The sequence below is a fragment of the Desulfosarcina cetonica JCM 12296 genome (assembly GCF_001311845.1).
GTDB lineage: Bacteria > Desulfobacterota > Desulfobacteria > Desulfobacterales > Desulfosarcinaceae > Desulfosarcina > Desulfosarcina cetonica.
On record NZ_BBCC01000073.1, the window covers coordinates 1 to 21,373 of the forward strand.

Below are 21,373 nucleotides of genomic sequence, written 5' to 3' on the forward strand. Positions count from 1 at the left end.
CATTCTGTTCTCGGATACGGCTGATGAAAAGGTATTATTGATATACAGCGATATGCGGCAAAGCGACAGGGTCCTCGATCTCGAAAAATACAAGGTCATCGACAGTGACGCTGTGATGAAGACCGTCTCTTCAAAGCATTTGCTCGCCAACCTGGAAAACGTCACGGTCCATTGCCTCGGTGTCCACAGCGCAAAAAAATCCTTTGCATACTGGCAGAGCTTAAGAGTTTTCTGGCAGCGATTCTTCGAAGAATCGAAAGCTACCCTGAAGACATATTCGATCGAAGGAGGATCAATGAGTAAAGCGCATGTAACAAAGATAGCGGACTTCAAGAAGGTCAGGCAGAATATGAGAAAATGTGTCAAAAGCACTGTCACCTTCATCAGGGACTCATTCGAAGAGTCCGGGAGAATGATCTCCGATGGATGCTGCAATGACACGCTATCGCCTTTGATGCCGTCCCAGGACCTATCGATGATGGAATACCCGGGATTAATCGATTGCTACCCTTGTCCGGAAGGCTTCGATGCCATCCCGACGCCTGAGCCTCTTCCGGCTACCGATATCTGGGCTGACGAAAAGGACATACAGAGACATCCTCAAGCCATGCCTGTCCAGGACCCGGACAATAGTCATTCCAATGAGATCCACGACATTGTTGTATCGGATAAAGAGGCAAGAGAAACCGAACTGTCAGACCTGTTGGAGATCCTCAAGGATTCAGGACAGGAGGTATCGGATGTCGAAGAGATGCAGTCCGGAATCGTAAGGATATCGGTAAACGATCTGATGCGTCAGGCCAGGGAAAAAGTTTTGGTTCCTGTACGATGACCCAGCCTGAACTATTAAAATAGGTGCATACATGACTAACATTTATAAGATCCATAATGAACTCATCGTCCATGACCCAACCCATGACCAGTTGACCTTATTGCAGAACATCGACCCTGGCTTCAGGGTTGAATCCATCAGGCCAGGAAGCGGTTTTGTCCCCAGATTTCAAGACCTCCGGAGACAGAGGATAACCCTGGACAGGCCGGCCTTCGACTTCGATATCCCGGAGTTGCTTTCAGCCATTGAACAGTCAGATAAGAGCGTACATTGCCATGAATGCGACCCGGACAAGATACACGAGTATTCCGCCCTCGGTATCCTTTTTGTAATAGCATGTAAAAGATTGATCGACTGCACCCTGTGCGGAAGGCAGTGCAATATCAACCGCTATGAAAAAGCGGGCCAGTGCGGCCTTACGACAACACCCTTCAATATCGATCCATTCATCCATATAGCAGAGGAGGCGCCGATCAACCCGGCCTTTGTCATAAGCTATTCCGGCTGCGGCATGGGCTGCGTTTCCTGTATCGAAAGGGCCTTGTACAAGAGCTCCGACTACCTCAAGACTGACCATAAAGCTTTCTGGGAAAGATACGCGAGACTGAAGCAGGAACACGATATCAATACTGTCGAATTCTCCAACCTCACTGAATCTGTCCACAGCGTACTTGATATCCTTTCCGCTGCGCCAATGGACATGAACCTTCCGATCGTCGCCAATGTCCACCTGTATTCCGGAAAACCCCTCTACGAAATAGCGCTCAGGTTTGTCGACGTCTGGCTTGTCGATTTCAGGTACGGGAATGACGAATGCGCAAAGAGATTGAGCGGCATCGATAATTACATGGAATACGCGCGGCTTGGGATGGACCAGATAAAGGGTTTTGGCAGCAGGTCCATTGTCCGCATCCTCGTACTGCCTAACCATCTCGACTGTTGCCTGAAACCTATCGTGGATATCCTGTCAGAATACAAGGACAGGATCTGGGTAAGCATTCTTGGCCAGTACATCCCTGAACATAACGCTCACCGGTTCGAAGATATCAACAGAAGGCCGACCGTCGAAGAAATCAGAGCCCTTGAGGAATATTCAAGGAAGAGAGGGCTTCGCCTCGTCGATTCAGTACATGCCGACCGCTTCTGGGAATAACCCTTCTATCGAATGGAGGTGCTATGATGGACGATTTCAATAGCCTTTTCAGGCAAAGGGTCGAGGACGACAGTCCTGTCAGGCTCAATCATAGAAGCAGTTCCTTCAGGTTGAGATGCTTCGATCCGGAGAATGTCGACAACCTGTTCGAGCATGAGACGCAGACCATTATGCAGGGTGATGGCCCTGTGACGACAGAGCGTTCTGACGTTTTCATCGGAGCCTGCGGCCATCTGATCGGCACGACAGAGAACATGGCGATCGGCATCTGTGCGATATGCGGCCAGTTGCTCTGTTCACGGCCGGAATGCACATCCTACCGCTGCAATGGCTGCAATCACCTTATCTGCAAGCTGTGTGCGACTGAGGTCGAGCCTGGACTTGTCCTGTGCGATCCATGCCGGCGGTCATACCGATTGAAGAAGTTCTTGAAATCCGGTCTGTTGGGCATTCACCATCTGCTTTCCAGAGAGTTCTGAGATTGCCTTACGAACGATACAACAATAGGTCTTTGGACCGTGACAGAAGACGGCTCAACGATAGGCATAAACCGTCGGGAAACAGTATTACCCATCTCATTAACTGCTATAAGCAAGTCAGGGACCCTGACCGACACCTGCAAAAACTGATCATCTCTGCGACAGCATCCAATGACCCTAAAGTGATCGACACAGCCTTCTCGGAGGTCCAGAAAAGATTGGCCTATGATGCCATGTCCGGCAATCCATTCAGGGAACCCTCGCCGGCAGTATCATCTCAGGATTCCGATTCGCAGAAGATCTTCATAGGAGAAATCGAGGGCTCCAAGGGAAGGCCTTTCCTCTACGATAAGGACCTGTTTAACCAGCATATGCTCATAATCGGCATGACCGGCACAGGCAAAACTTCCCTGCTGATTCTGATGCTCATACAGCTCATCGCATCCATGGTCAAGGTATTGGCCTTCGATTATTCCAAGAAGGGTTTCCGCATATTGAAACGCTTCAGGGAGGCCAAGGACATCATCATAATACCAGCTGCAGAATTCATGATAAATTTCCTGCAAGTTCCGCCCTTCGTTGATCCGCAGGAATGGGCTATAATCTTCGTAAGCACATTCACCAGATATTTCGACCTTCTGAGTGGTTCGACGACCTTCCTTCTCAATCACCTCCTCTCCCTCTACAGGGATTATGGTGTTTTCGATAATAGCGGGACTTTCCCGACACTCTATGACCTGTTCGACAGGATCAGGTATTCCAAGACCAGAGGTTATCGAAGCTCCCAGATAAAGGATACTGTCCTTAGCCGGATAGAGGTCGTGCTCTTAACTTTCGGTAAATCCTTCAGTTATTCTAAGGTTGTCCAGGCCGACTGGATCGCTGAGAACAACTGCGTCTTCGAGCTTGCCTCTCTTCACGAGAGCGTTGCCAAGTTCTATTCAGCGATGATCATCATGAGTATTTTCGCGATGCGTATCGCTTCAGGAGTAAGAGGGAATATCCTTCGGAACATAATAGCTTTCGATGAGTGCCACTTCGCCTTCCCTAAAATTCAGAACTACAACATCCCGACCTCAAGCCCGCTTTCCCAGATCCTCGCCCAAGGACGCGAGGTAGGCTTAGGTTTCATCCTAGCTAATCAGAGCCTCGATATTGATACCGGCGTCATAAAAAATGCCCGTTGTTCCGCCATATTTAACATGGGTTCGGGCGACGATATCCGAAAAATATCAAGGGCGATGTCCTTGACACCTGAACAGGAAGCCATGATCCCGAGATTGGGCGTCGGCCAGTCGATAATAAAGGTGCCCATGGAGGAGCCTTTTGTCATAAAGACCATGCCTTTGATGGCAAGCTGAAGGAGAGAACCTATGAACGCTTACGGCCTTATTTCCATAACGATATTCATTGTGGTCTTGTCGCATGTCTTCCAGATCCAGGAGAACATGAATCTGTTCTTTTCAAGGATACTGGACATACCGTCATTCACCAGTTTCACCTCCCATGAGCCCATTTTCACATTCTGCATAAGAATTGTTTATTTAATTGCGTTGGTGGCGGTCGTAAAGCTCTTTGTAAGTAGGGATAAATAGGATGTACGTGAAAATGTTCCCAACGGATGATGAGGCATATGCAGATTTCAGAACCCTGAACAATGGGGTCTTCCAATCTATGCTTTCTGAAAGAGTAAAGCTTATATCGGAGAAGGACAAAGCTGCCGATACGAAAAACAATACTAAAAACGATCCATCGGAACCACATAAATTGAACAGGCACGAAAGGTCAATCCTCTTCGCAGTATACGAAGATCCAACCCGCTGTATCACCAAGCTGTCTTCGTTCTTAGGCCTTTCATCGTATCTGATGAGTAAAAAGAAAAAGTCGTTGATCAAGGACGGCTATGTCGAACAGTTCACAGTCAATCTCGGCAAACAGTCCGGCGGCACGATCACACTCCTGGCCATTACAGATGAGGGCTACAAGGCGATCGGCAGGGAGCCGAAGTCGAAAAAGCTGCAAAATGAGTCTTGGGAACATCATTGGTGGAAGAATCAGATCCACGAATTCTACCGGAAAAAAGGCATCCCATCAGAGATCGAGAAATCCTTCAATGGAAAGCATGCCGACGTTGGAATCGTCTGGAAAGGCGAGAACGTCGCGATAGAGGTGGAGCTTACTCCTAAGAACGCTATCCAGAACATCGTCAAGGACGTTGAAGCAGGATTTTCCAGAGTCGTCAGCTGCGCAAAGAACAAGGCTGTCCAAAACGCAATAATCAAGATGTTCGAATCCTATGAAGGCTATGCCGACCTTAAAGAAAAGGTCACATTCCGCATATTTTATGAGTTCGGATTCGTCAAGGAGATTTCAAGGTCATGAACCTCGAAGAGATCAAGAATCAGAATCTTGCCGATATCCTGAGCGCAAACTACGGGCTAAAATTCCGCCGGTCGGGACAGGGCTATGTCTGCCGCAGCCCGTTCACCGAAGACAGGAACCCGAGCTTCCATGTCAGGCTCGTCGATTGTCACTGGCTGTTCAAGGACTTTTCGAGCGGCCATGGCGGGAGCATCATCGATTTCATCAGGCTGGCAGAAGGCATATCCGGTTTCCCTAAACTTATCAGACGGGCAAAGCAGCTCTGCGATTGCCAGGATCTCCGACCTATCAGAAAAATAGGCGATCCAAGAAAAAGAACCATCAGTAAAAAAAGGTATGACATCGATAGTCTTTTCAGACGGTTTTCCCAAAACAGCGTCACGAAACCACGCCAGTACCTATTGGGCCGTGGCATCGATCGTGGATTGGTTGATGCCATGATCGATGGTAGGGCGGTGGCGTATAACCGATACAGGGGAAAGGACTATGCCTGCTTTGTGGTCCGTGACGCAGGCGGAAGCCTCAGATGCCTTGAGAACCACGAGATAGGCGGTCGGCATAAATTCACTCTCGGATCGAAGCTTGTCTATACCATGGACTGGCAGGTCTTATCTGGTTCCGAGGTCATCTTCATCTGTGAGGGTATCATCGATTATCTGAGCATAAAGACTCTTGAAGGTCCTGAATCCCACGGCCTGGCCCTTACGGGAAATCAGCTGATCTTCGGAAAGGATCTGCTGTCAGGCTGCTCCCGGATCGTATCGGCCCTGGATGATGATGAAGGAGGACGGATAGCTTTATCGGCACTCGGAAGGATGTATCCGGAAAAGGATATCATTCCGTATGACCTCGGAGGGCACAAAGATCCGAACGCTCTGTTGCAGTCGAAGAATGAAATGGCGGCATAGGGATGTGTTCCTGTCATGGCTGATCTGAAGTGTAAGAATAAGCTGCCTCCTACAGGGAACAGGCAATCAAGACGCCTCAAGATCACCTGTGAGATCCTGCCGCCGGGAACACTCAAGAGGAAAGGGAGAAAGAGACGGTCATCCAGCGAAGACAGGTGGGATGATATCGTCAAGGTATGCGCTGAGGTGATTGGGGATGAATCAAAGTGAAATAGTTATTTCGTGAAACCAAAAATTGAAAAATATGTGCCATAATTTGCACACTATTCAATCTTTTGTTTTAATAGTTTTATTCTTTGTATTATATCCTTTTTTCTCTCTTTAAAATTATTTTTATTACAAATATCCAATGCTTCATTCCAACAAATTAATGCTTTGTACGGTCTGCCTATAAATTCGTGTGCCAATCCTTTATACTCTAATGCCTCAACAACCATATCAAATTTATTTAGATTCAAACATATTTCTTGCGCTTTATCATAATTTACTATTGATTTTTCAAAATCATTGATTCTAAAATACATGTTACCAATCATTCCATAAGCAACACCTACTTGAAGTTTATTTTTATTGCTTGAGTATTTTATGTATTGCTTGTTGAATTTTATCGACTGATTATCTTGGCCATAATCAAAACACAATTTCCCAGCAAAATGGGCTGCACGAGTTATACACTCTCGGTCATTAATTGCAATTGCCTCATTAATTGATTTTTCAAACCTATTAATTATTTTATCATAACTTTCTTCTCGCTTCTCCCATAATGCCATAGCCAAATTGCATGAAGCTGATGGAACGAGTTGCATGTAATGATGTTTCTCTGAAAAATCAATGCAGTCGTAATAATGATTTATTGCTTGATCGTGGGAACCAATCGCGTGGTAGGCTAGACCAACATTATAGTAGCCTGAAGCTGTTCCCTGTATGGCCCCTCCGTTTTTATACGCAGCTAAACCTTCTTTAAAATTTTCTAATGCACTATCATATTTTTCAAACAAGAAATATGTTTCACCAAGCCCATTGTACGACCTTCCTACAAACCAACTTTTTATCATATCATTGCCACTGTACTCTTTTGCTTTTTCCAATGCTAATTTCCAATGATACACAGCCGCATCTATTCTTCGGAGGCTGCTATAACATACCGCAATATGGCTGTTTATGAGATGTTGTGATTCTAATGAAATATCAGGGTATCTCAAACAGCTTTTATATTTATTAATAGCTTTTTCATAGTTTCTATTGGCCTTATCCTGATTTGCCTCCTTTAATGTTTGTTTTAATAGTGGATCTTTATTATAGTTCCATATTTCATTGTCAGATAAACCCTTTGAATGTAGTTCTATTCTTTCTTGCGATTGGTTATAATATTCACGGGTCTCTAATTCTAATCTGTTATTTTGATACGACTGCTTTATTTTGTAAGCAGTATGGAGGAAAAGGAAAACAGTAAATAGTATAAATAATGCCTTCGCTTTTTTTGGAATGTTTTGGTATAAAGTCAAATTAAAAGCAAGAATGATCGAGACAATTGCAAATGTTATATCTGGCCAATATCCTCCCTTATTAAAAGAAAAAATGATTATACTGACTACCGCTAAGGCGATAGCAGTATAGATTATATATGACATCACATTTTTTGATGATAAGGAATAAACAGGGTTTTTCTTATTTTTTTCGATTTCATCATTTTTTGGGTTTCTATTTTTAAGGGGAACCGGTTTTTTCTTTCTCCTATATCTATTTTTTTTTGAAGTCATTAGATGAAGTACTCCTTACGGCCTACAGAATGGCACTGCAAAAAAACATGTATCACATCCTGAAGTCATAGAAACTTACCCACATTTTTTTGGAAATCACTCAGGTAATTGCTTTTTGATTTTCATCTTTCCTTCTCGCATTTTAGTATATCTTGGTGACGGTCTAAGATTGACAGAGCTTGCTTTGTTGCTGGGCTTATTGCTTGCAAATTCAAGGAAGAATCAATTATTAAATATATCATCAAATCCTGTTTTTGAAAAATGACTTTTCATAACCATTTATTCTTTCTCAAGAAAGCTACTTCCCCCTTGAAATAAAAGATCAGTCTGGTATACCATTCCATACAGACTCTAACCGATCACCAGGAAGGCAGCGGATGAAGAATAGACTGTGCGGACTCTATATCAGGGTATCGACGCTGAGGCAGGCAGATGTCGTCGATGGTTCCCTCGATGCCCAGGAATCGATACTCAGATCACATGTCGAGAACAAGAACAACCATCCGGATGAATCATGGGAGATTGCAGGCGTATATCGCGAGGAAGGACGCTCCGGGAAAGACCTTAACAGACCAGAATTCCAAAGGATAATTCGTGATATCAACAGAAAGAAGATCAACACAATCATCGTCTACAAGATCGACCGCCTTACAAGGTCGTTGAAGGATTTTTCGATACTTTGGGATGAACTGGATAAAATCGGTGTCAAGGTTGTCTCGATTGTCGAACAGTTTGACACCACGACACCTATCGGCAGGGCGATGCTGCATATCGTCCTTGTATTCGCCCAGCTTGAGCGGGAGCAGACAGCTGAACGGACAGCAGCCACGATGCAGTACCGAGCAGAGCAGGGCCTCTGGAACGGTGGCCGGATTCTTGGCTATGACCTTGACCCCGATGACAAGGGCACCCTCAAGGTGAATGGGGAACAGGCATCAGTCGTTAGGAAAGCCTTTGAACTATGCATCGAGACAGGTTCAGCCGGCAAAGCCCAGACTTCCTTGAACGATCTTGGGTACAGGGTCCCTGTCTACGAGTCCCGGCGAGGGAAGAAGCATGGCGGGAAACTGTTCAACAAGCAGGTCGTTATAAATATGCTCCAGAACCCCGTCTATCGTGGCCAGATCACATGGAACGATAATCTGTATGATGGCAAGCATGAACCGATCATCGATGAAAAGACCTATACCAAGGTCCAGGAGATCCTTGCCCGGAACCGGAAGACACGCTCGAACAGGAAGATGCCGAGCAACCACACCTATCTATTACAGGGCATTCTGACCTGCGGGAAATGCGGTTCCGTCATGACACCAAAGAGCGGCATCGGCAGGTCGAGCAGGTACTATTATTACCAGTGCACGAAGAACACGCATGTCGGGAATGAAGGGTGCCATGCCAAGTACGTCCCTGCCGAGCCCATAGAGAATTTTGTCGTCGAGCGGGTAAAGGAGCTGACGACCGATTCCGCTGAGATAGACAGGATGGTCGAGAAGGCAAATAGGGACGGTGATCTGAAGGTCAAGGGACTTATTGATAGGAAAAAAGCCCTTGCCGGCAACCTTCAGGAGGTAAAGAAAAAGCTCGGCAATATCATGGACTCTATCGAGAGCGGGAACCTGAAGGCCTTCGATTCACTGAACAGGCGGATAGAGGCCCTGGAATCCGAACAGGCAGAGACCGAAACCAACCTGAAGAAGGTCGATTTCGAGATCGATGAGATCAAGAAACAGACCCTGTCCGCTGAAGTGATGGGCCAGTCGTTCAGGACATTCAGGGACATATTGGATAAGGCCAAGCCTCAGCAGCTCAAGGAACTGATCAATCGGATCGTCGAGGTGGTCGAATGGCACGAGGACGAGAACGACAGGGCATCAGGCCATTGCAGGATCTCCTACTTCGAACAGCCCAACCTTCATCTGCCCATAAAAAAACTCAGCGAACCAGATGGTGAACTCCGGTTCGCTGAGAGTATGGTTTGGCTCCCCGTGTGCAACCCTCTTCATAACCACTCTCTTTCTCTCGCAGTTAACAGAAGTCCTTCAATATCAACTGGTTATCAAAGATCGGGCCTCCGCCGATGAGGCGGAAGCGGTATCAATTGAAATTTCCTTTTGGTTGATGAATTTGCCCATTTAATGAAAAAGGACCATTTTCAGTCTCTTGCCGATTGAGCTATAATGGCTTGACTGCCAGTGTGCAATATTATTAACAACTCATTGTAAATTATGCAAAAGGATTCAGGTTTCAAATCGTCACCGAATAAAATTTAGTGCCATGGAAAAACGGATCACGGCCTCGACATTATACAATTATGTTCAATGCCCTCGTCGGGTTCAGCTTGATTTTTTCGGAGACCCCTCCAAAAAGGATCGCGTCAGCGCATTCGTCGAGCTTTTGTGGGAGCGGGGCAATGCCTTCGAACGCGAAACAATGGACAAATTGGACGAACCGTTTGCAGACCTTCGCTCTCTTGAACCGCTGGAAAAAGAGCAGCAAACGCTAAGGCTGATGCGCCTGGGCGAAAAAATCATTTATGGCGGCAGAATTCGGACCGACACGCTTGTCGGGGAACCAGACTCCTGGTTCAAAAAGGTAGCGGCTATGTGGCGGGTGACATAAAGAGCGGCGCGGGTATCGAGGGCATGGATGATGAGTCTGATGGCAAACTGAAGCGGCATTACGCTGTCCAGCTTGCCTTGTATACGGATGTCCTCGGTCAAGTGGGTTTTTTGTCACGAGACCGTTTTCCGTTCATATGGGATGTCCACGGCCAAGAGGTCGATTATGACCTGGATACTTCGATTTCCAAAAGGGATGACCGCAGCCTGTGGGATCTCTATCAAGAATGCCTCGATGCCGTTATTGCCATTAAAAAACGGGAGCAAGAGCCCCTCGCAGCCTTGTGCGCCGTCTGCAAGCTCTGTCACTGGCGGTCGCATTGCCGTGCCCAGCTCAAGCAAGATGATGATCTGACCTTGATACCCGAATTGGGGCGGGCCAAGAGGGACGTCATGTACCGCCATTTGAAAACCGTTCATGATTTGGCCCAAGCGACTTGAACGGCGTTGTCCAGGGAAAAAAAACGATTTTTCCTCGGATCAGCGCCAAAACGATTCGGCGGTTTCAGGCACGGGCCGCATTGTTGGCGAGCCCCAGTTCCCAACCCTATCTAAAAGAACCGATCACATTTCCGGAAGCCGATATCGAGCTTTTTTTCGACGTTGAAACCGACCCCATGCGCGACTGCTGCTATCTTCATGGGTTCATAGAACGCAACAGGTCCAAACCGAATGAAGAAACATACCATGCCTTCTTTGCCGATCGGCCAACCGAGGAGCAGGAACGAAAAGCCCTTGATCAAGCCTTAAATTTTTTACGGAGCCGTGACGCATATGTGATCTATTATTATTCGCATTATGAAAGGACCACGTTGCGCAAGCTCCAGAAGCGTTTCCCGGATATCGCTTCGGAGGAAGAGATTGAAAACCTGTTCTCACCATCCGTAGCCATAGACCTTTACACGGATGTCGTGAGGAAAAAAACCGAGTGGCCCACCAATGATTATTCCATCAAAACCCTGGCGAACTATCTCGGATTCAAGTGGCGGGACAAGGAGCCGTCGGGGGCCGCATCAATAGAATGGTATCACCGCTGGGTGGAGACGCAAGACAGCTGTCTGCGCCAACGCATACTGGATTATAACGAGGACGACTGCATCGCCATGCGGGTCTTGTTGGATGCGTTGCGTGGCATGGCGATATGACAGCGACCTATTTTGCCTTCTCAATTTCCATATAGAGTTTGCCACGACTAAAAATCCGGACATCGCCGGTCGATTCGGATATCACCACCGCGATGGCATTGCTCAATGCCGTTATGCCGGCGGCGCTCCGATGCCGAGCACCGAGGCCCTGGGGCAACTCGGACGTTTCCACTGATGGGGCCAGGTGCCGACCTGCCGCCAGGACGACACCGTCATCGCGTATGACAAATGCCCCATCGATGGACGAAAACTCCCTGAGCGTCTCTTTCAAAGCGGGATCGAGTATATTTTTTTCCTCATCCGGAACCGCCTTGAACGGATTGATCACCATCTGGCTCGACATGCTCAACACTTTTTCATGGTCCCCAAGGACGAAAACCGTGCCGAGGGGTCTGCCTTCTTTGCCTTCCACCGCCAATTCCAAAACAATGGTCAACAACCGCTCGAACACCTCGGGTTGGGCCATTTGACCGGCAATGTCCAGACTGCCTGAAGACAACAGCTCAAATTCTCGCTCCAGGTCAAGGACCGCCAAATTGTCAAGAATGCCGTATTTCGGAGATCCGGAAAGGCAGACGATGCGGTCGTTCCGGCGAATAAGACCTTTTGACAAAGCAATCATGGCAGCCACCTTGACCTGGCTGTGGCGGCTGAGTTTCATGTAGGGGACTTGAATGATCCGGTCGTTGTCGCCATTGAGCGTCTTTAATTCATCCAAGACGTTCTTGTTCCTGGCCGCAAGGACGCAATGGCTTTCCCTGAGCAAGTCTCCCAGGTTTTCCCTGGATTGGATCAAATCCACATAGACCAACACCGCGTTGGCTCCGATTTCCTCAGCCACCTGATAGGCGTGACGAATCATGGATGCATTGATTTCATCCATCGAGGCGTCCTTCAGGCTTGCACCAGCAGTTTCCCTTTGCTGCGGTGTATCATTCACCTTCTTCATGCCGAAGCCTGTCAGTTCGATACGTCCAGCGAATCCCTTTGGAGCTTGTCCATAAAGCGGTCCATATCGCTTGTGTAGCTGGAGTCAAAAAGATCTCTGCGGTCATCCTCGACGATTGCTTGGCCCATCAAGGCGTCGCGCTGTGCGTCATACAACGACCATCCGCAGAAATGACAGTTCCACGCTTTTTTGGGCAACAAATGGCCGCACTCCGGACACCAATCCTCGTTCCTTCGAATTTTCCTTCCCATTTTCTTACCCTTTTTTCTTTGGGGCGGGCTGAGGGACCCGCCCCGTATATCTTCCTTGAGGTTTTCAGATTAGTACATGTCGTCGCCCATACCGCCCCCAGGAGGCATGGCCGGCTCTTTTTTCTTCTCGGGCTTTTCAGCGATCATGGCCTCGGTGGTCAGCATCAGGCCGGACACCGACGCGGCGTTTTGGATGGCGAACCGTACCACCTTGGTGGGGTCGATAACGCCGGCCGCCAACAGGTTTTCATAGGTATCGGTCTGGGCATTGTACCCAAAGTCTCCGTTGCCCTCCAACACCTTGTTCAGAACAACCGACCCCTCCATACCGGCATTGCAGGCGATTTGCCGCAACGGCTCGGACAGGGCGTGTTTCAGGATATTGATGCCGCTTCTTTCCTCGCCCTTGGCCTTGGTGTTCTCCAGCGCTTTCAGGCATCGGACCAGGGCCACGCCGCCGCCGGGCACAATCCCCTCCTCGACAGCCGCCCGGGTGGCGTTCAAGGCGTCTTCCACGCGCGCCTTCTTTTCCTTCATTTCGGTTTCCGTGGCTGCACCGATGTTGATGACCGCCACGCCCCCGATGATCTTGGCCAAGCGCTCCTGCAGCTTTTCGCGGTCATAATCCGACGTGGTCTCCTCGATCTGCGCGCGAATCTGCTTCACGCGGCCCTCGATGGCGGCCTTGGTGCCGGCACCGTCCACAATGGTGGTGTTGTCCTTGTCGATCTTGATCGATTTGCAGGTGCCCAGATCCTTGACCTTGATGTTTTCCAGCTTGATGCCCAGGTCTTCGGAAATCACCTGGCCGCCGGTCAGGATGGCGATATCCTCGAGCATGGCCTTGCGGCGGTCGCCGAAGCCCGGGGCTTTCACCGCGGCCACCTTCAAGGTGCCCCGCAACTTGTTGACGATGAGCGTGGCCAAGGCCTCGCCTTCGATATCCTCGGCGATGATCAACAGCGGCTTGCCGTTTCTGGAAATCTCTTCCAGCAGCGGCACCAAGTCCTTCATCACGGTGATCTTCTTTTCGTGGATCAGGATATAGGGTTCTTCGAGCACGGCTTCCATTTTCTCGGCATCGGTGACGAAGTGTGGCGAAATATAGCCTTTATCGAACTGCATGCCTTCCACGACCTCCAAGGTGGTCTCCATGCTCTTGGCTTCTTCCACCGTGATGACGCCTTCCTTGCCCACCTTTTCCATGGCTTCGGAAATCAGTTTTCCAATGGTTTCGTCGCTGTTGGCCGAGATGGTGCCCACCTGTTCGATCTCTTTCTTGTCCTTGGTGGGCACAGACAGTTTTTTCAGCTCCGCGACCACGGCTTCGACTCCCTTGTCGATGCCGCGTTTCAGCGCCATGGGGCTCACGCCGGCGGCCACCAGCTTCTGGCCCTCGTTGTAAATGGCCTGGGCCAGTACGGTGGCCGTGGTGGTGCCGTCTCCGGCCGTGTCGCTGGTCTTGCTGGCCACCTCCTTGACCATTTGCGCGCCCATGTTTTTGAACTTTTCTTCCAACTCGATTTCCTTGGCCACTGTCACCCCGTCCTTGGTCACAGTAGGGGAGCCCCATGATTTATCCAGCACGACATTGTTTCCCTTGGGCCCCAGGGTCACCTTCACGGCGTCGGCCAAGGTGTTGACGCCCTCGAGCAACGCCTCGCGGGCTTTTGATCCGTATGTAATCATTTTTGCAGGCATGGTTTGTTCCTCCTTTTCAGTTCAAAATCCCCAGAATATCGTCTTCGCGCATGAAGATGTGTTCCTCGCCGTCGATCTTGATTTCAGTGCCGGCATACTTGCCGAACAAGATGCGGTCCCCCTCCTTGACCTCCAACGCAATGCGTTTGCCATCGTCGTCCCGCTTTCCGGGTCCTACGGCAACAACCTCGCCTTCCTGGGGTTTTTCCTTGGCGGTGTCCGGGATAATGATTCCCCCGGCCGTTTTCTGTTCTTCTTCCACTCGTTTGACGATTACCCTGTCATTCAACGGTTTGATCCTCATTTTAATTCCTCCATGTGAAAATTAAATTGAATGTGTTGAAAATGAAAACTACTGATGTAATGGGTCCAGGAAGGCCGCTCAAACAGCGGCCTTCCATCCATGCAAATCAAGTTATCACCCATCATCCGGCGGCAACGGGTATCTTGCGCGGAATGGCGCTTTCAACCTTGGGCAACGTGAGCCTCAACACGCCGTCGCTCAACTGAGCGTCAATACGGTCCTGGTCGATGGTTTCAGATATGCTGAACTGCCGGTAAAAGCGGCCCACTTCGTACTCGATGAGGATATCCTTTTCGTCAGGACCCTCCCACGGCGCGACATCGCCGGCCAGGGTCAACACGCCGTTGCACAGATCCACTTTCAGGTCCTGGCTTTGAACGCCGGGCATGTCCGCCAGCAGCGTGATTTCACGGTCCGACTCCAGGATGTCCACATCCGGCGTGAAGACCAGACCATCCTTTGTCTGCTCCGCCTTTGAGACGACTTCCTGTTTGCCTTTCGGCACCAACGCCTTGGTATCGTTCTCGGTCATGGCATTCACCCCCTTTCCATTATGATTGAGTAGACATTACTGAAATTTGCTTGGCTTTGGACGCTTCGGTTTTAGGAAGCCTCAGGGTCAGCACGCCGTGTTCCAGTTTGGCGTCAACCCTGTCCGGATCGATCTCACCGGATAGCGCCACGGCCCTTGAAAACCGGCCGCCTTCACGCTCTCGCCGGTGGTAGCTGACGTTTTCCTCCTCCTGGGGAATATGACGCTCTCCGGAAATGGAGACGCTATTGGCTGTGGCCTGGATGTCCAGATCCTCGGCCTTCACGCCGGGAATCTCCGCTCGCAAAAGATAACTTTCCCGGTCCTCGGTCAGATTGGCCAGCGGGAACACGCCCATGGTCCTTCCGGCTTTCCATGTGGACGGCATCCATTCATCGAACAAACGGTCCATTCTCTGGCGCAGTCGTTCAATTTCGGCAAAGGGCTTTGTGACATCAAAGTCCCATGCCGGGGTGTCAAAAAATCTTCTTGTCAGCATGGCACTCACCTCCTGATAAAAATTGATGGTTTACACAAAAAAAACTGTCGAACGCATGCGTCCGGGAGTCAGGGCGGACTCCTGATTCCGGAAACCGTCATCGCTTCCGGTTGCGCGATCATGGATTCGACAATATGTTTGACATCTTCCAAGCGATCCTTGTGAGCGACCAGGGTTTTTTCACCCGCGCGGACCACCACCACGTCGCTGACACCCACCATGGCCAATGTTTCCTGGGGTTGATCGCAAAAGACCAAATTCCCCTGGGCGTCCAGCGCGTGGACTCTGCCTTTGATAAAATTGCCATTGGCGTCGTGAGCCAGAAAATCCTGGATCGCCAACCATCCGCCCACATCTTTCCATGAAAATTCTCCGGCCACGCAACGCACATCCCGGGCTTTTTCCATCACCGCATAATCGATGGAAATCCGCGCAAGGGCCGCGAACCGCTCTTGCAATTCATCTTCCCATTGGCTTGTACCCATCTTCTCCACGGCCTTGGTCAAATGCTCCACATGCTTTGGAATGTGGAGGGCCAGCTCACCGAAAATAGCGTCCACGGTCCACACGAACATGCCCGAGTTCCACAAATACCGCCCGGACTCCAGATATTGCCCGGCGACTTCGACGTTCGGCTTTTCTTTGAAGGAGACGACCTGAAAATGCTCCACATCTTGATCCATGGCGGTTTTTTGGCCGACCTCCAGGTAGCCGTAGCCGGTTGCCGGATGGGTCGGTTTGATTCCGAAGGTGTATAGCGCGCCGGTCTCACGGGCTTCTTTTACCGCCGAAACCAGGGTCTGCTGAAATTTTTCAACCGGGTCGATCAAATGATCGGCCGTCAAGATGACGATCACCGGATTGCCGAAGCGTTTCATGGCGACCAGCGTGCCGAGACACACCGCTGCGGCGGTGTCCTTGCGCTCGGGTTCACCGATGATATTCTGGTCCTGGATGTTAGGAAGTTGCTCGCGGACCAGTGGCGTGAACTGCCGGTTGGTCAGTACAATCACGCGCTCATCCGGCACGATGCCCGCCACCCGGTCATAGCTTTTTTGCAGCAGGCTGCGGTCATCAAAAAGTTGGATGAACTGCTTGGGCCGTTCATGGGTACTGAGCGGCCAAAACCGCGTGCCCACGCCGCCGGCCATGATAATGGCAACCAGGTTCTTGTCGATGCTTTCCATTTCAACACCTCATCTTATTCAAGCGCGGGACGGGGATTTGAGAGACACAAATCCACCAAATCGGCAATCATTGCCGTGCCGACACACATCACCGTGTCCGCGCCGCCCCAATAGATCTTTACCGTGCCGTCGTCCTCGGCCACCGCGCCGCAGCAGAAAACCACGTTGTGCACGTACCCGCTGATCTCCCACAGGTCCTCGGGTTGAAGTATCCAATCGTCGGCCACGCCCAAGACCCTTGACGGATCGGCAAGGTCATGCAGGGCCACGCCGAGCCGGTAGACGGCACCGTCCATGGTTTTGAACACGCCGTGAAAGATGTTCAGCCATCCTTTTTCGGTTTTGATGGGCGTGGCCCCCGGTCCGACCTTCATTTCATCCCAATGGTAGGTCATGGGCTTGATGACGACCTTGGCATCCCCCAATGCACCAGGTCCGGCGAATAGGAAATCCAGATGGACCACGGTGAGATTTCCGAATGGGGCCGGTCCAGCCGGGCATAGCGGCCGCCTATTTTTTCAGGGAAAATGACCACGTTGCGATAATCCGACTGGGTGATCAGGGAGATCCGTTCCAGGCGCTCGAAATCCGTGGTTCTGGCCAGGGCCACCCGTACGCCGTGTTGGGAATAGGCCGAGTAAGTGATCAGGTAGCCGTCCTCCATGGGACAGATGCGCGGATCTTCCACGCCAAAGGCCTCGTAGCCGGCGAACGGCTCGGCCTTGGCCGGGGTGATAAACGGCTCGGGCCTGACCGCGAAACGCACGCCGTCACTGCTTTCCGCCAGACCGATGATCGACCGGCCATTGCGCAGGTGGGATCTGAACAGCATGACATATTTACCGTTGTGCTTGACCACGCCGGCGTTGTGCACCGTTTCCACCGGGTACGGCACATCATGCTTGGTCAGTACGGGATTTTTCTCGTAACGCCGAATGATCGGTTCCTTAGACTCTGCCATAATCGTCCTCTGATCTTTCAATGTCATCCTCTCCGAAATAGTCTCCGGTCTGTACCTCGATGAACACCAGGTTGTCCGGTCCGGGATTGCGGATGCGGTGCCAGGTCCCCACCGGCAGATCGATGGCCTGGCCGGACATCCGTTCAATGTCTTCGTTGTTTTGGGTCACCACCGCGGTGCCGCTGAGCACGTACCAGTGCTCGGAGCGCCTGAAATGGCGCTGGTAGCTCAGACGCTGCCCAGGATAGACGGTAATCCGCTTGACCTTGTGATCCGGCTTGTCCGCCAAAACCTCGTAAAAACCCCAGGGCCGGTGGTCTTCGCGCCGGGTCTGGTTGATGACGGTTTCATACACCCGGATATAATCCGCAACCATACGCTCCACACTGAAACGCGTCTCGACCCATCGACGGCACTTATGGCGGTCAAGGTCCCTGACATTGTTCAAGGACTGAACCATCCCGTCGATATCGGCGGTCAAAAACCGGTCTCCCCGTGGGCGATGATTTCCGACATGCTGCCCCTGGAAAAAGCCACCACCGGTGTTCCGCAGGCCATGGATTCCACCACGGAAAGGCCGAACGGCTCGTCGAAACCGATGGGGTGCAGCAGGGCGTATGCGCCGCCCAGCAGTTCGTCGCGTTTTTCAGGTCCGGCGCTGCCCACATAGACGATGTGGTCGTCATCCAAGTAGGGCCTGACCTTTGTGTCGAAATAAGCCTGGTCCTGGATGATGCCCGCCATGATGAGTTTCATGCCGGTTCGACGGGCCACCTCGATGCACTCGGCGGCGCCTTTCTCCGGATGGATGCGGCCGAAAAAGAGCAAATAGTCTCCTTGATCGGGCCTGAAGGTGAACCGGCCAAGGTCGATGCCGTGATGGATGACGGCGGCGTAGTCCAGCTCCGGCGACTTGTCGGCCTCGCTGATGGCCACATAAAAGCATTTGCCGTTGTACTTCTTGTACACCGGCAAGATCTTTGGCGACGAGAAGCCGTGGATGGTGGTCACAATCGGTGTTGCGGTCATGCCGGAATAGGTCAGCGGCAGATAGTCGAAGTGGTTATGAATCAGGTCAAAGGCCTCGCCTTGCTCGAACAGCTCGGAAATATGCAGACACTCCCACACCTTGGGCAGCATTTCGGCGTCTTCCTCATACCCCTTGGCGCAGACGCTTTTCAGCCGGCCCTGGGTTTGCGACTCGCCGGTGGCGAACAGGGTCACATCGACCCCGCGCGCCACCAGGCCCTCGGTCAGCAGGGAGACCACATTCTCCCAAGGCCCGTAGTGTCTCGGCGGCGTGCGCCAGGCGATAGGTGATAACATGGCGATCTTCATGATTAACTCCACACGCGTCTATCTTGCTGGTTGTGCTTTTCGAGCCAGTCGAGCAGTTCCGACACCCGTGCCGTGGCCAGGGCGATGCATTTGTCCGCGCCGCCGTAATACAGCCGAACGTCGTCCCCCTCGGCCACCCAGCCGCAGGGGAAGACCACCTTGTCCACGTCGCCCACAACTTCGTAAGCCTCTTCCGGCGCGAACACCCATTCGTCCGCCCTGGCCACCAGCCGGGTCGGTTCCTCCAAGTCCAACAGCGCTAGGCCCAGACGATAGATGCATCCGCCGGCCGTGTTGCGAACGCCGTGGTATAGGATCAACCATCCTTTTTCAGTGCGCAGCGGCGGCGGTGAAAGACCGACTTTATTGGCGTCCCACCAGCCGCCCTTTCGCGCCGGCAGGATGATTTGATGGTCGCCCCAGTGCTTCATGTCCGGGCTGAAAGAAATCCAGATATGCGCCCCGACACCGGCGATGCCCGGCACCGGCCGATGAATCATGGCCCAGCGTCCGTTGGACCGCGCCGGAAAAAGAGCGGCGTCCTTGTCCTCGGGCGGCATCACGACGCCCTTGCGCTCGAAGGTCTGAAAGTCCCGCGTGGTGGCCAGGGAAACCAGCGGTCCGCCCCTGGAGTAGGCGGTATAGAGCACCACCCATAGATCCAAGTCATCGACGCGGGTAATCCTGGGGTCCTCGATGCCCCAGATCTCTTCGGGGTGTTTTTCCGGATCAGCCGGCAGGGTGGGCCGGGCATCGATCCGCCAATCGGTCACACCGTCCCGGCTGCGCGCCGCCGTAAGGTGCGATAACCCGCGGCGGTCTTCCACGCGCATGAGCAGCAAGGTGTCGTCGCCGTATCGCGTGGCTGCTGCGTTGAACACCGCGTTGGCCTGGTAGGGAAGGTCCCTTGCCTGGATGATGGGGTTGGCGCTGTGCCGTGTAAAAAGCTCCTTGAATCTAGCATCGGTCATTGTCTATCCCTCATTTTTCCCATCGTCTCTATGCATCACGGACTTCGCTTCATCGATCTGTGCCTCCACCAGGTCTCTAATCTCCCTCAGTCGCGACTCCGACTCGGCTTCAAATCGAAGCACGATGACGGGACTTGTGTTGGACGCCCGGACAAGCCCCCAGCCGTCCTCGAAAACCACTCGCACGCCATCAATGTCGATTGTCCGGTAGTTGGCGGAAAGCGCCTGTTTTACCTTCTCCACGAGTTCGAATTTTTTATCATCCGGGCAATCAACGCGGATCTCGGGGGTATTGTAGGTTTTGGGCAGATCCGAAAGATAAGCGGACAGGGGTTTGTCGTCCTTGGACAAAATCTCCATGAGGCGGCAAGCCGCGTAGATGGCGTCGTCGAATCCGAAATACCGGTGTTTAAAAAAGAAGTGCCCGCTCATCTCCCCGGCAAGAAGCGCATTTTCATCTTTTAACTTCTTCTTGATGAGAGAATGCCCCGTCTTCCACATGATGGGCACGCCGCCTTTGCGTTCGATCTCGTCGTACATGACTTGGGAGCATTTCACTTCCCCGATGAACTTTCCCCCGGGATTGTCCTTGAGGATCTCACGGGCGAAAAGGACCATCAGCATGTCGCCATATAGGATTCGCCCATTCTCATCCACCACGCCAAGCCGATCGGCATCGCCGTCAAAAGCGACACCCAGTTCGAGTCCCTGTTCAACCACGGTGTTGGCCAACTTTTCCAAATTCCTTGGCACGGTTGGATCGGGCTCGTGATTGGGAAAGGTTCCATCGGGCTCCATGAACAGTTCGGAAAGCTCGCAATTCAACCGTTTAAAGACGGGTCCGGCCGCCAAACCGCCGGTTCCGTTGCCGGCGTCCACGGCCACTCGTATGGGACGCGCCAATCGAATGTTGTCGGCCAGGTAGTCGCAATAAACGGGCAATATACTGAATTCATCCAGCGATCCTTCGCCTGAGGCATATTCTCCGGATTCGATGATCTTTTTAAGTTTCTGAATTTCGCCTCCGAAGAGGGTGTCGGTTCCTACACAGATCTTGAATCCGTTGTATTCCGGCGGATTGTGACTGGCGGTAACCATGACGCCGCCGTCAGCTCCCAGGTGCCGATTGGCAAAATAAAGAAGCGGCGTGGGACATAGTCCCACATCGATCACATCCACACCTCCCCTGGTTATGCCCTTGATCAGGGCATCTCGAATCGCCTGTGAACTCATTCGACAATCACGGCCAACCACACAACGTCTGCCGCCGTGCTCCGCAACATAGGTTGCATAGCCACGGCCGATTTTTTCCGCGTCATCCACATTGAAATCCTTGTCCACGACGCCGCGGATGTCATATTCTCTAAAAATCATAGGATTCATGTTTTCTTCCTTTACTCCGG

General features: G+C 51.4%; 22 protein-coding genes and 1 pseudogene. 10 read left to right on the forward strand and 13 right to left on the reverse strand.

All coding sequences use genetic code 11. The annotated features are described in order from the left end of the window. The 6 genes from JCM12296_RS39925 to JCM12296_RS16885 all read left to right on the forward strand — a co-directional run. Window positions 1-832, forward strand: an 832-nt coding sequence (locus JCM12296_RS39925; protein ID WP_172683941.1) for a hypothetical protein, incomplete at its 5' end; no start/stop codon positions are given. Window positions 833-863: 31 nt separating this feature from the next. Beyond that, on the forward strand, window positions 864-1,985 hold the full coding sequence (locus JCM12296_RS16860; RefSeq protein WP_054695531.1) for a radical SAM protein: 1,122 nt from the start codon (window positions 864-866) through the stop codon (window positions 1,983-1,985). A 23-nt stretch (window positions 1,986-2,008) separates the two neighbouring features. After that, entirely contained in the window at window positions 2,009-2,464 is a 456-nt protein-coding gene (locus JCM12296_RS16865) for a hypothetical protein (RefSeq protein ID WP_054695534.1), read from the forward strand. A gap of 182 nt (window positions 2,465-2,646) precedes the next feature. Then, on the forward strand, window positions 2,647-3,825 hold the full coding sequence (locus tag JCM12296_RS16870; protein WP_054695537.1) for an ATP-binding protein: 1,179 nt from the start codon (window positions 2,647-2,649) through the stop codon (window positions 3,823-3,825). Window positions 3,826-4,060: 235 nt separating this feature from the next. Then, a complete protein-coding gene (locus tag JCM12296_RS16880) occupies window positions 4,061-4,846 on the forward strand; it encodes a competence protein CoiA family protein (RefSeq protein WP_054695543.1) in 786 nt (261 codons plus the stop codon). Continuing rightward, window positions 4,843-5,754 carry a CHC2 zinc finger domain-containing protein gene (locus JCM12296_RS16885; protein WP_054695546.1) on the forward strand — a complete coding sequence of 304 codons (912 nt, stop codon included), beginning with the start codon at window positions 4,843-4,845 and terminating at the stop codon, window positions 5,752-5,754. Before JCM12296_RS16880 ends, JCM12296_RS16885 begins: the two co-directional genes overlap by 4 nt. Window positions 5,755-6,017: 263 nt before the next feature. Here JCM12296_RS16885 and JCM12296_RS16890 read toward each other — a convergent pair whose 3' ends face one another. Next, window positions 6,018-7,514 carry a tetratricopeptide repeat protein gene (locus JCM12296_RS16890; RefSeq protein WP_054695550.1) on the reverse strand — a complete coding sequence of 499 codons (1,497 nt, stop codon included), beginning with the start codon at window positions 7,512-7,514 and terminating at the stop codon, window positions 6,018-6,020. A gap of 377 nt (window positions 7,515-7,891) precedes the next feature. Between JCM12296_RS16890 and JCM12296_RS16895 the strand changes: the two genes are divergently transcribed. The 4 genes from JCM12296_RS16895 to JCM12296_RS16910 all read left to right on the forward strand — a co-directional run bounded on the left by JCM12296_RS16895 (window position 7,892) and on the right by JCM12296_RS16910 (window position 11,277). Then, window positions 7,892-9,595 (forward strand): recombinase family protein, encoded by a 1,704-nt coding sequence (locus tag JCM12296_RS16895; RefSeq protein ID WP_054695553.1) that lies wholly within the window; start codon window positions 7,892-7,894, stop codon window positions 9,593-9,595. A gap of 193 nt (window positions 9,596-9,788) precedes the next feature. Next, window positions 9,789-10,133, forward strand: a complete 345-nt coding sequence (locus tag JCM12296_RS42050) for a hypothetical protein (protein WP_054695557.1) — start codon at window positions 9,789-9,791, stop codon at window positions 10,131-10,133. Beyond that, window positions 10,118-10,573: a hypothetical protein gene (locus tag JCM12296_RS16905; protein WP_054695560.1), complete on the forward strand. Its 456-nt coding sequence runs from the start codon at window positions 10,118-10,120 to the stop codon at window positions 10,571-10,573. Before JCM12296_RS42050 ends, JCM12296_RS16905 begins: the two co-directional genes overlap by 16 nt. Further along, window positions 10,570-11,277, forward strand: a complete 708-nt coding sequence (locus JCM12296_RS16910; protein ID WP_054695563.1) for a TM0106 family RecB-like putative nuclease — start codon at window positions 10,570-10,572, stop codon at window positions 11,275-11,277. The genes JCM12296_RS16905 and JCM12296_RS16910 overlap by 4 nt, the downstream gene beginning before the upstream one ends. 7 nt (window positions 11,278-11,284) lie before the next feature. Here JCM12296_RS16910 and JCM12296_RS16915 read toward each other — a convergent pair whose 3' ends face one another. The 12 genes and pseudogenes from JCM12296_RS16915 to JCM12296_RS16965 all read right to left on the reverse strand — a co-directional run bounded on the left by JCM12296_RS16915 (window position 11,285) and on the right by JCM12296_RS16965 (window position 21,353). Then, window positions 11,285-12,160, reverse strand: coding sequence for a DNA integrity scanning protein DisA nucleotide-binding domain protein (locus JCM12296_RS16915; RefSeq protein WP_054695566.1), 876 nt, complete (start codon window positions 12,158-12,160; stop codon window positions 11,285-11,287). 77 nt (window positions 12,161-12,237) lie between these two features. Next, the gene (locus tag JCM12296_RS16920) at window positions 12,238-12,423 is read right to left on the reverse strand and encodes a hypothetical protein (protein WP_157067682.1); all 186 of its coding nucleotides are present in this window, start codon (window positions 12,421-12,423) and stop codon (window positions 12,238-12,240) included. Window positions 12,424-12,546: 123 nt separating this feature from the next. After that, entirely contained in the window at window positions 12,547-14,178 is a 1,632-nt protein-coding gene (groL, locus tag JCM12296_RS16925; protein ID WP_054695572.1) for a chaperonin GroEL, read from the reverse strand. A 16-nt stretch (window positions 14,179-14,194) separates the two neighbouring features. Continuing rightward, window positions 14,195-14,482 carry a co-chaperone GroES gene (gene groES / locus JCM12296_RS16930; RefSeq protein ID WP_054695574.1) on the reverse strand — a complete coding sequence of 96 codons (288 nt, stop codon included), beginning with the start codon at window positions 14,480-14,482 and terminating at the stop codon, window positions 14,195-14,197. A 121-nt stretch (window positions 14,483-14,603) separates the two neighbouring features. Continuing rightward, window positions 14,604-15,014 carry an Hsp20/alpha crystallin family protein gene (locus JCM12296_RS16935; protein ID WP_054695604.1) on the reverse strand — a complete coding sequence of 137 codons (411 nt, stop codon included), beginning with the start codon at window positions 15,012-15,014 and terminating at the stop codon, window positions 14,604-14,606. 19 nt (window positions 15,015-15,033) lie between these two features. Then, window positions 15,034-15,513, reverse strand: a complete 480-nt coding sequence (locus tag JCM12296_RS16940) for an Hsp20/alpha crystallin family protein (RefSeq protein ID WP_054695577.1) — start codon at window positions 15,511-15,513, stop codon at window positions 15,034-15,036. A 68-nt stretch (window positions 15,514-15,581) separates the two neighbouring features. Then, window positions 15,582-16,700 carry a mannose-1-phosphate guanylyltransferase gene (locus JCM12296_RS16945; protein ID WP_054695580.1) on the reverse strand — a complete coding sequence of 373 codons (1,119 nt, stop codon included), beginning with the start codon at window positions 16,698-16,700 and terminating at the stop codon, window positions 15,582-15,584. Window positions 16,701-16,714: 14 nt separating this feature from the next. Beyond that, window positions 16,715-17,688, reverse strand: a pseudogene (locus tag JCM12296_RS50575) (glycoside hydrolase family 130 protein). Further along, window positions 17,648-18,142, reverse strand: coding sequence for a phosphomannose isomerase type II C-terminal cupin domain (locus JCM12296_RS44740; protein WP_246804443.1), 495 nt, complete (start codon window positions 18,140-18,142; stop codon window positions 17,648-17,650). The pseudogene JCM12296_RS50575 and the gene JCM12296_RS44740 overlap by 41 nt, the downstream one beginning before the upstream one ends. Beyond that, window positions 18,139-18,999 (reverse strand): glycosyltransferase family 4 protein, encoded by an 861-nt coding sequence (locus JCM12296_RS44745; protein ID WP_246804445.1) that lies wholly within the window; start codon window positions 18,997-18,999, stop codon window positions 18,139-18,141. The genes JCM12296_RS44740 and JCM12296_RS44745 overlap by 4 nt, the downstream gene beginning before the upstream one ends. A gap of 2 nt (window positions 19,000-19,001) precedes the next feature. Then, window positions 19,002-19,970 (reverse strand): glycoside hydrolase family 130 protein, encoded by a 969-nt coding sequence (locus tag JCM12296_RS16960; RefSeq protein ID WP_054695584.1) that lies wholly within the window; start codon window positions 19,968-19,970, stop codon window positions 19,002-19,004. A gap of 3 nt (window positions 19,971-19,973) precedes the next feature. Further along, a complete protein-coding gene (locus tag JCM12296_RS16965; RefSeq protein WP_054695587.1) occupies window positions 19,974-21,353 on the reverse strand; it encodes a phosphomannomutase/phosphoglucomutase in 1,380 nt (459 codons plus the stop codon). Window positions 21,354-21,373: the final 20 nt, after the last annotated feature.

Coding starts and splice junctions, on each gene's coding strand:
- JCM12296_RS42050 (WP_054695557.1), top strand. CDS start 9,789: ATGGAAAAACGGATCACGGCCTCGACATTATACAATTATGTTCAATGC.
- JCM12296_RS16960 (WP_054695584.1), bottom strand. CDS start 19,970: ATGACCGATGCTAGATTCAAGGAGCTTTTTACACGGCACAGCGCCAAC.
- JCM12296_RS16865 (WP_054695534.1), top strand. CDS start 2,009: ATGATGGACGATTTCAATAGCCTTTTCAGGCAAAGGGTCGAGGACGAC.
- groES (WP_054695574.1), bottom strand. CDS start 14,482: ATGAGGATCAAACCGTTGAATGACAGGGTAATCGTCAAACGAGTGGAA.
- JCM12296_RS16945 (WP_054695580.1), bottom strand. CDS start 16,700: ATGGAAAGCATCGACAAGAACCTGGTTGCCATTATCATGGCCGGCGGC.
- JCM12296_RS16915 (WP_054695566.1), bottom strand. CDS start 12,160: ATGGATGAAATCAATGCATCCATGATTCGTCACGCCTATCAGGTGGCT.
- JCM12296_RS16880 (WP_054695543.1), top strand. CDS start 4,061: ATGTACGTGAAAATGTTCCCAACGGATGATGAGGCATATGCAGATTTC.
- JCM12296_RS16890 (WP_054695550.1), bottom strand. CDS start 7,514: ATGACTTCAAAAAAAAATAGATATAGGAGAAAGAAAAAACCGGTTCCC.
- JCM12296_RS16885 (WP_054695546.1), top strand. CDS start 4,843: ATGAACCTCGAAGAGATCAAGAATCAGAATCTTGCCGATATCCTGAGC.
- JCM12296_RS16965 (WP_054695587.1), bottom strand. CDS start 21,353: ATGAATCCTATGATTTTTAGAGAATATGACATCCGCGGCGTCGTGGAC.
- JCM12296_RS44745 (WP_246804445.1), bottom strand. CDS start 18,999: ATGAAGATCGCCATGTTATCACCTATCGCCTGGCGCACGCCGCCGAGA.
- JCM12296_RS16895 (WP_054695553.1), top strand. CDS start 7,892: ATGAAGAATAGACTGTGCGGACTCTATATCAGGGTATCGACGCTGAGG.
- JCM12296_RS16860 (WP_054695531.1), top strand. CDS start 864: ATGACTAACATTTATAAGATCCATAATGAACTCATCGTCCATGACCCA.
- JCM12296_RS16935 (WP_054695604.1), bottom strand. CDS start 15,014: ATGACCGAGAACGATACCAAGGCGTTGGTGCCGAAAGGCAAACAGGAA.
- JCM12296_RS16940 (WP_054695577.1), bottom strand. CDS start 15,513: ATGCTGACAAGAAGATTTTTTGACACCCCGGCATGGGACTTTGATGTC.
- groL (WP_054695572.1), bottom strand. CDS start 14,178: ATGCCTGCAAAAATGATTACATACGGATCAAAAGCCCGCGAGGCGTTG.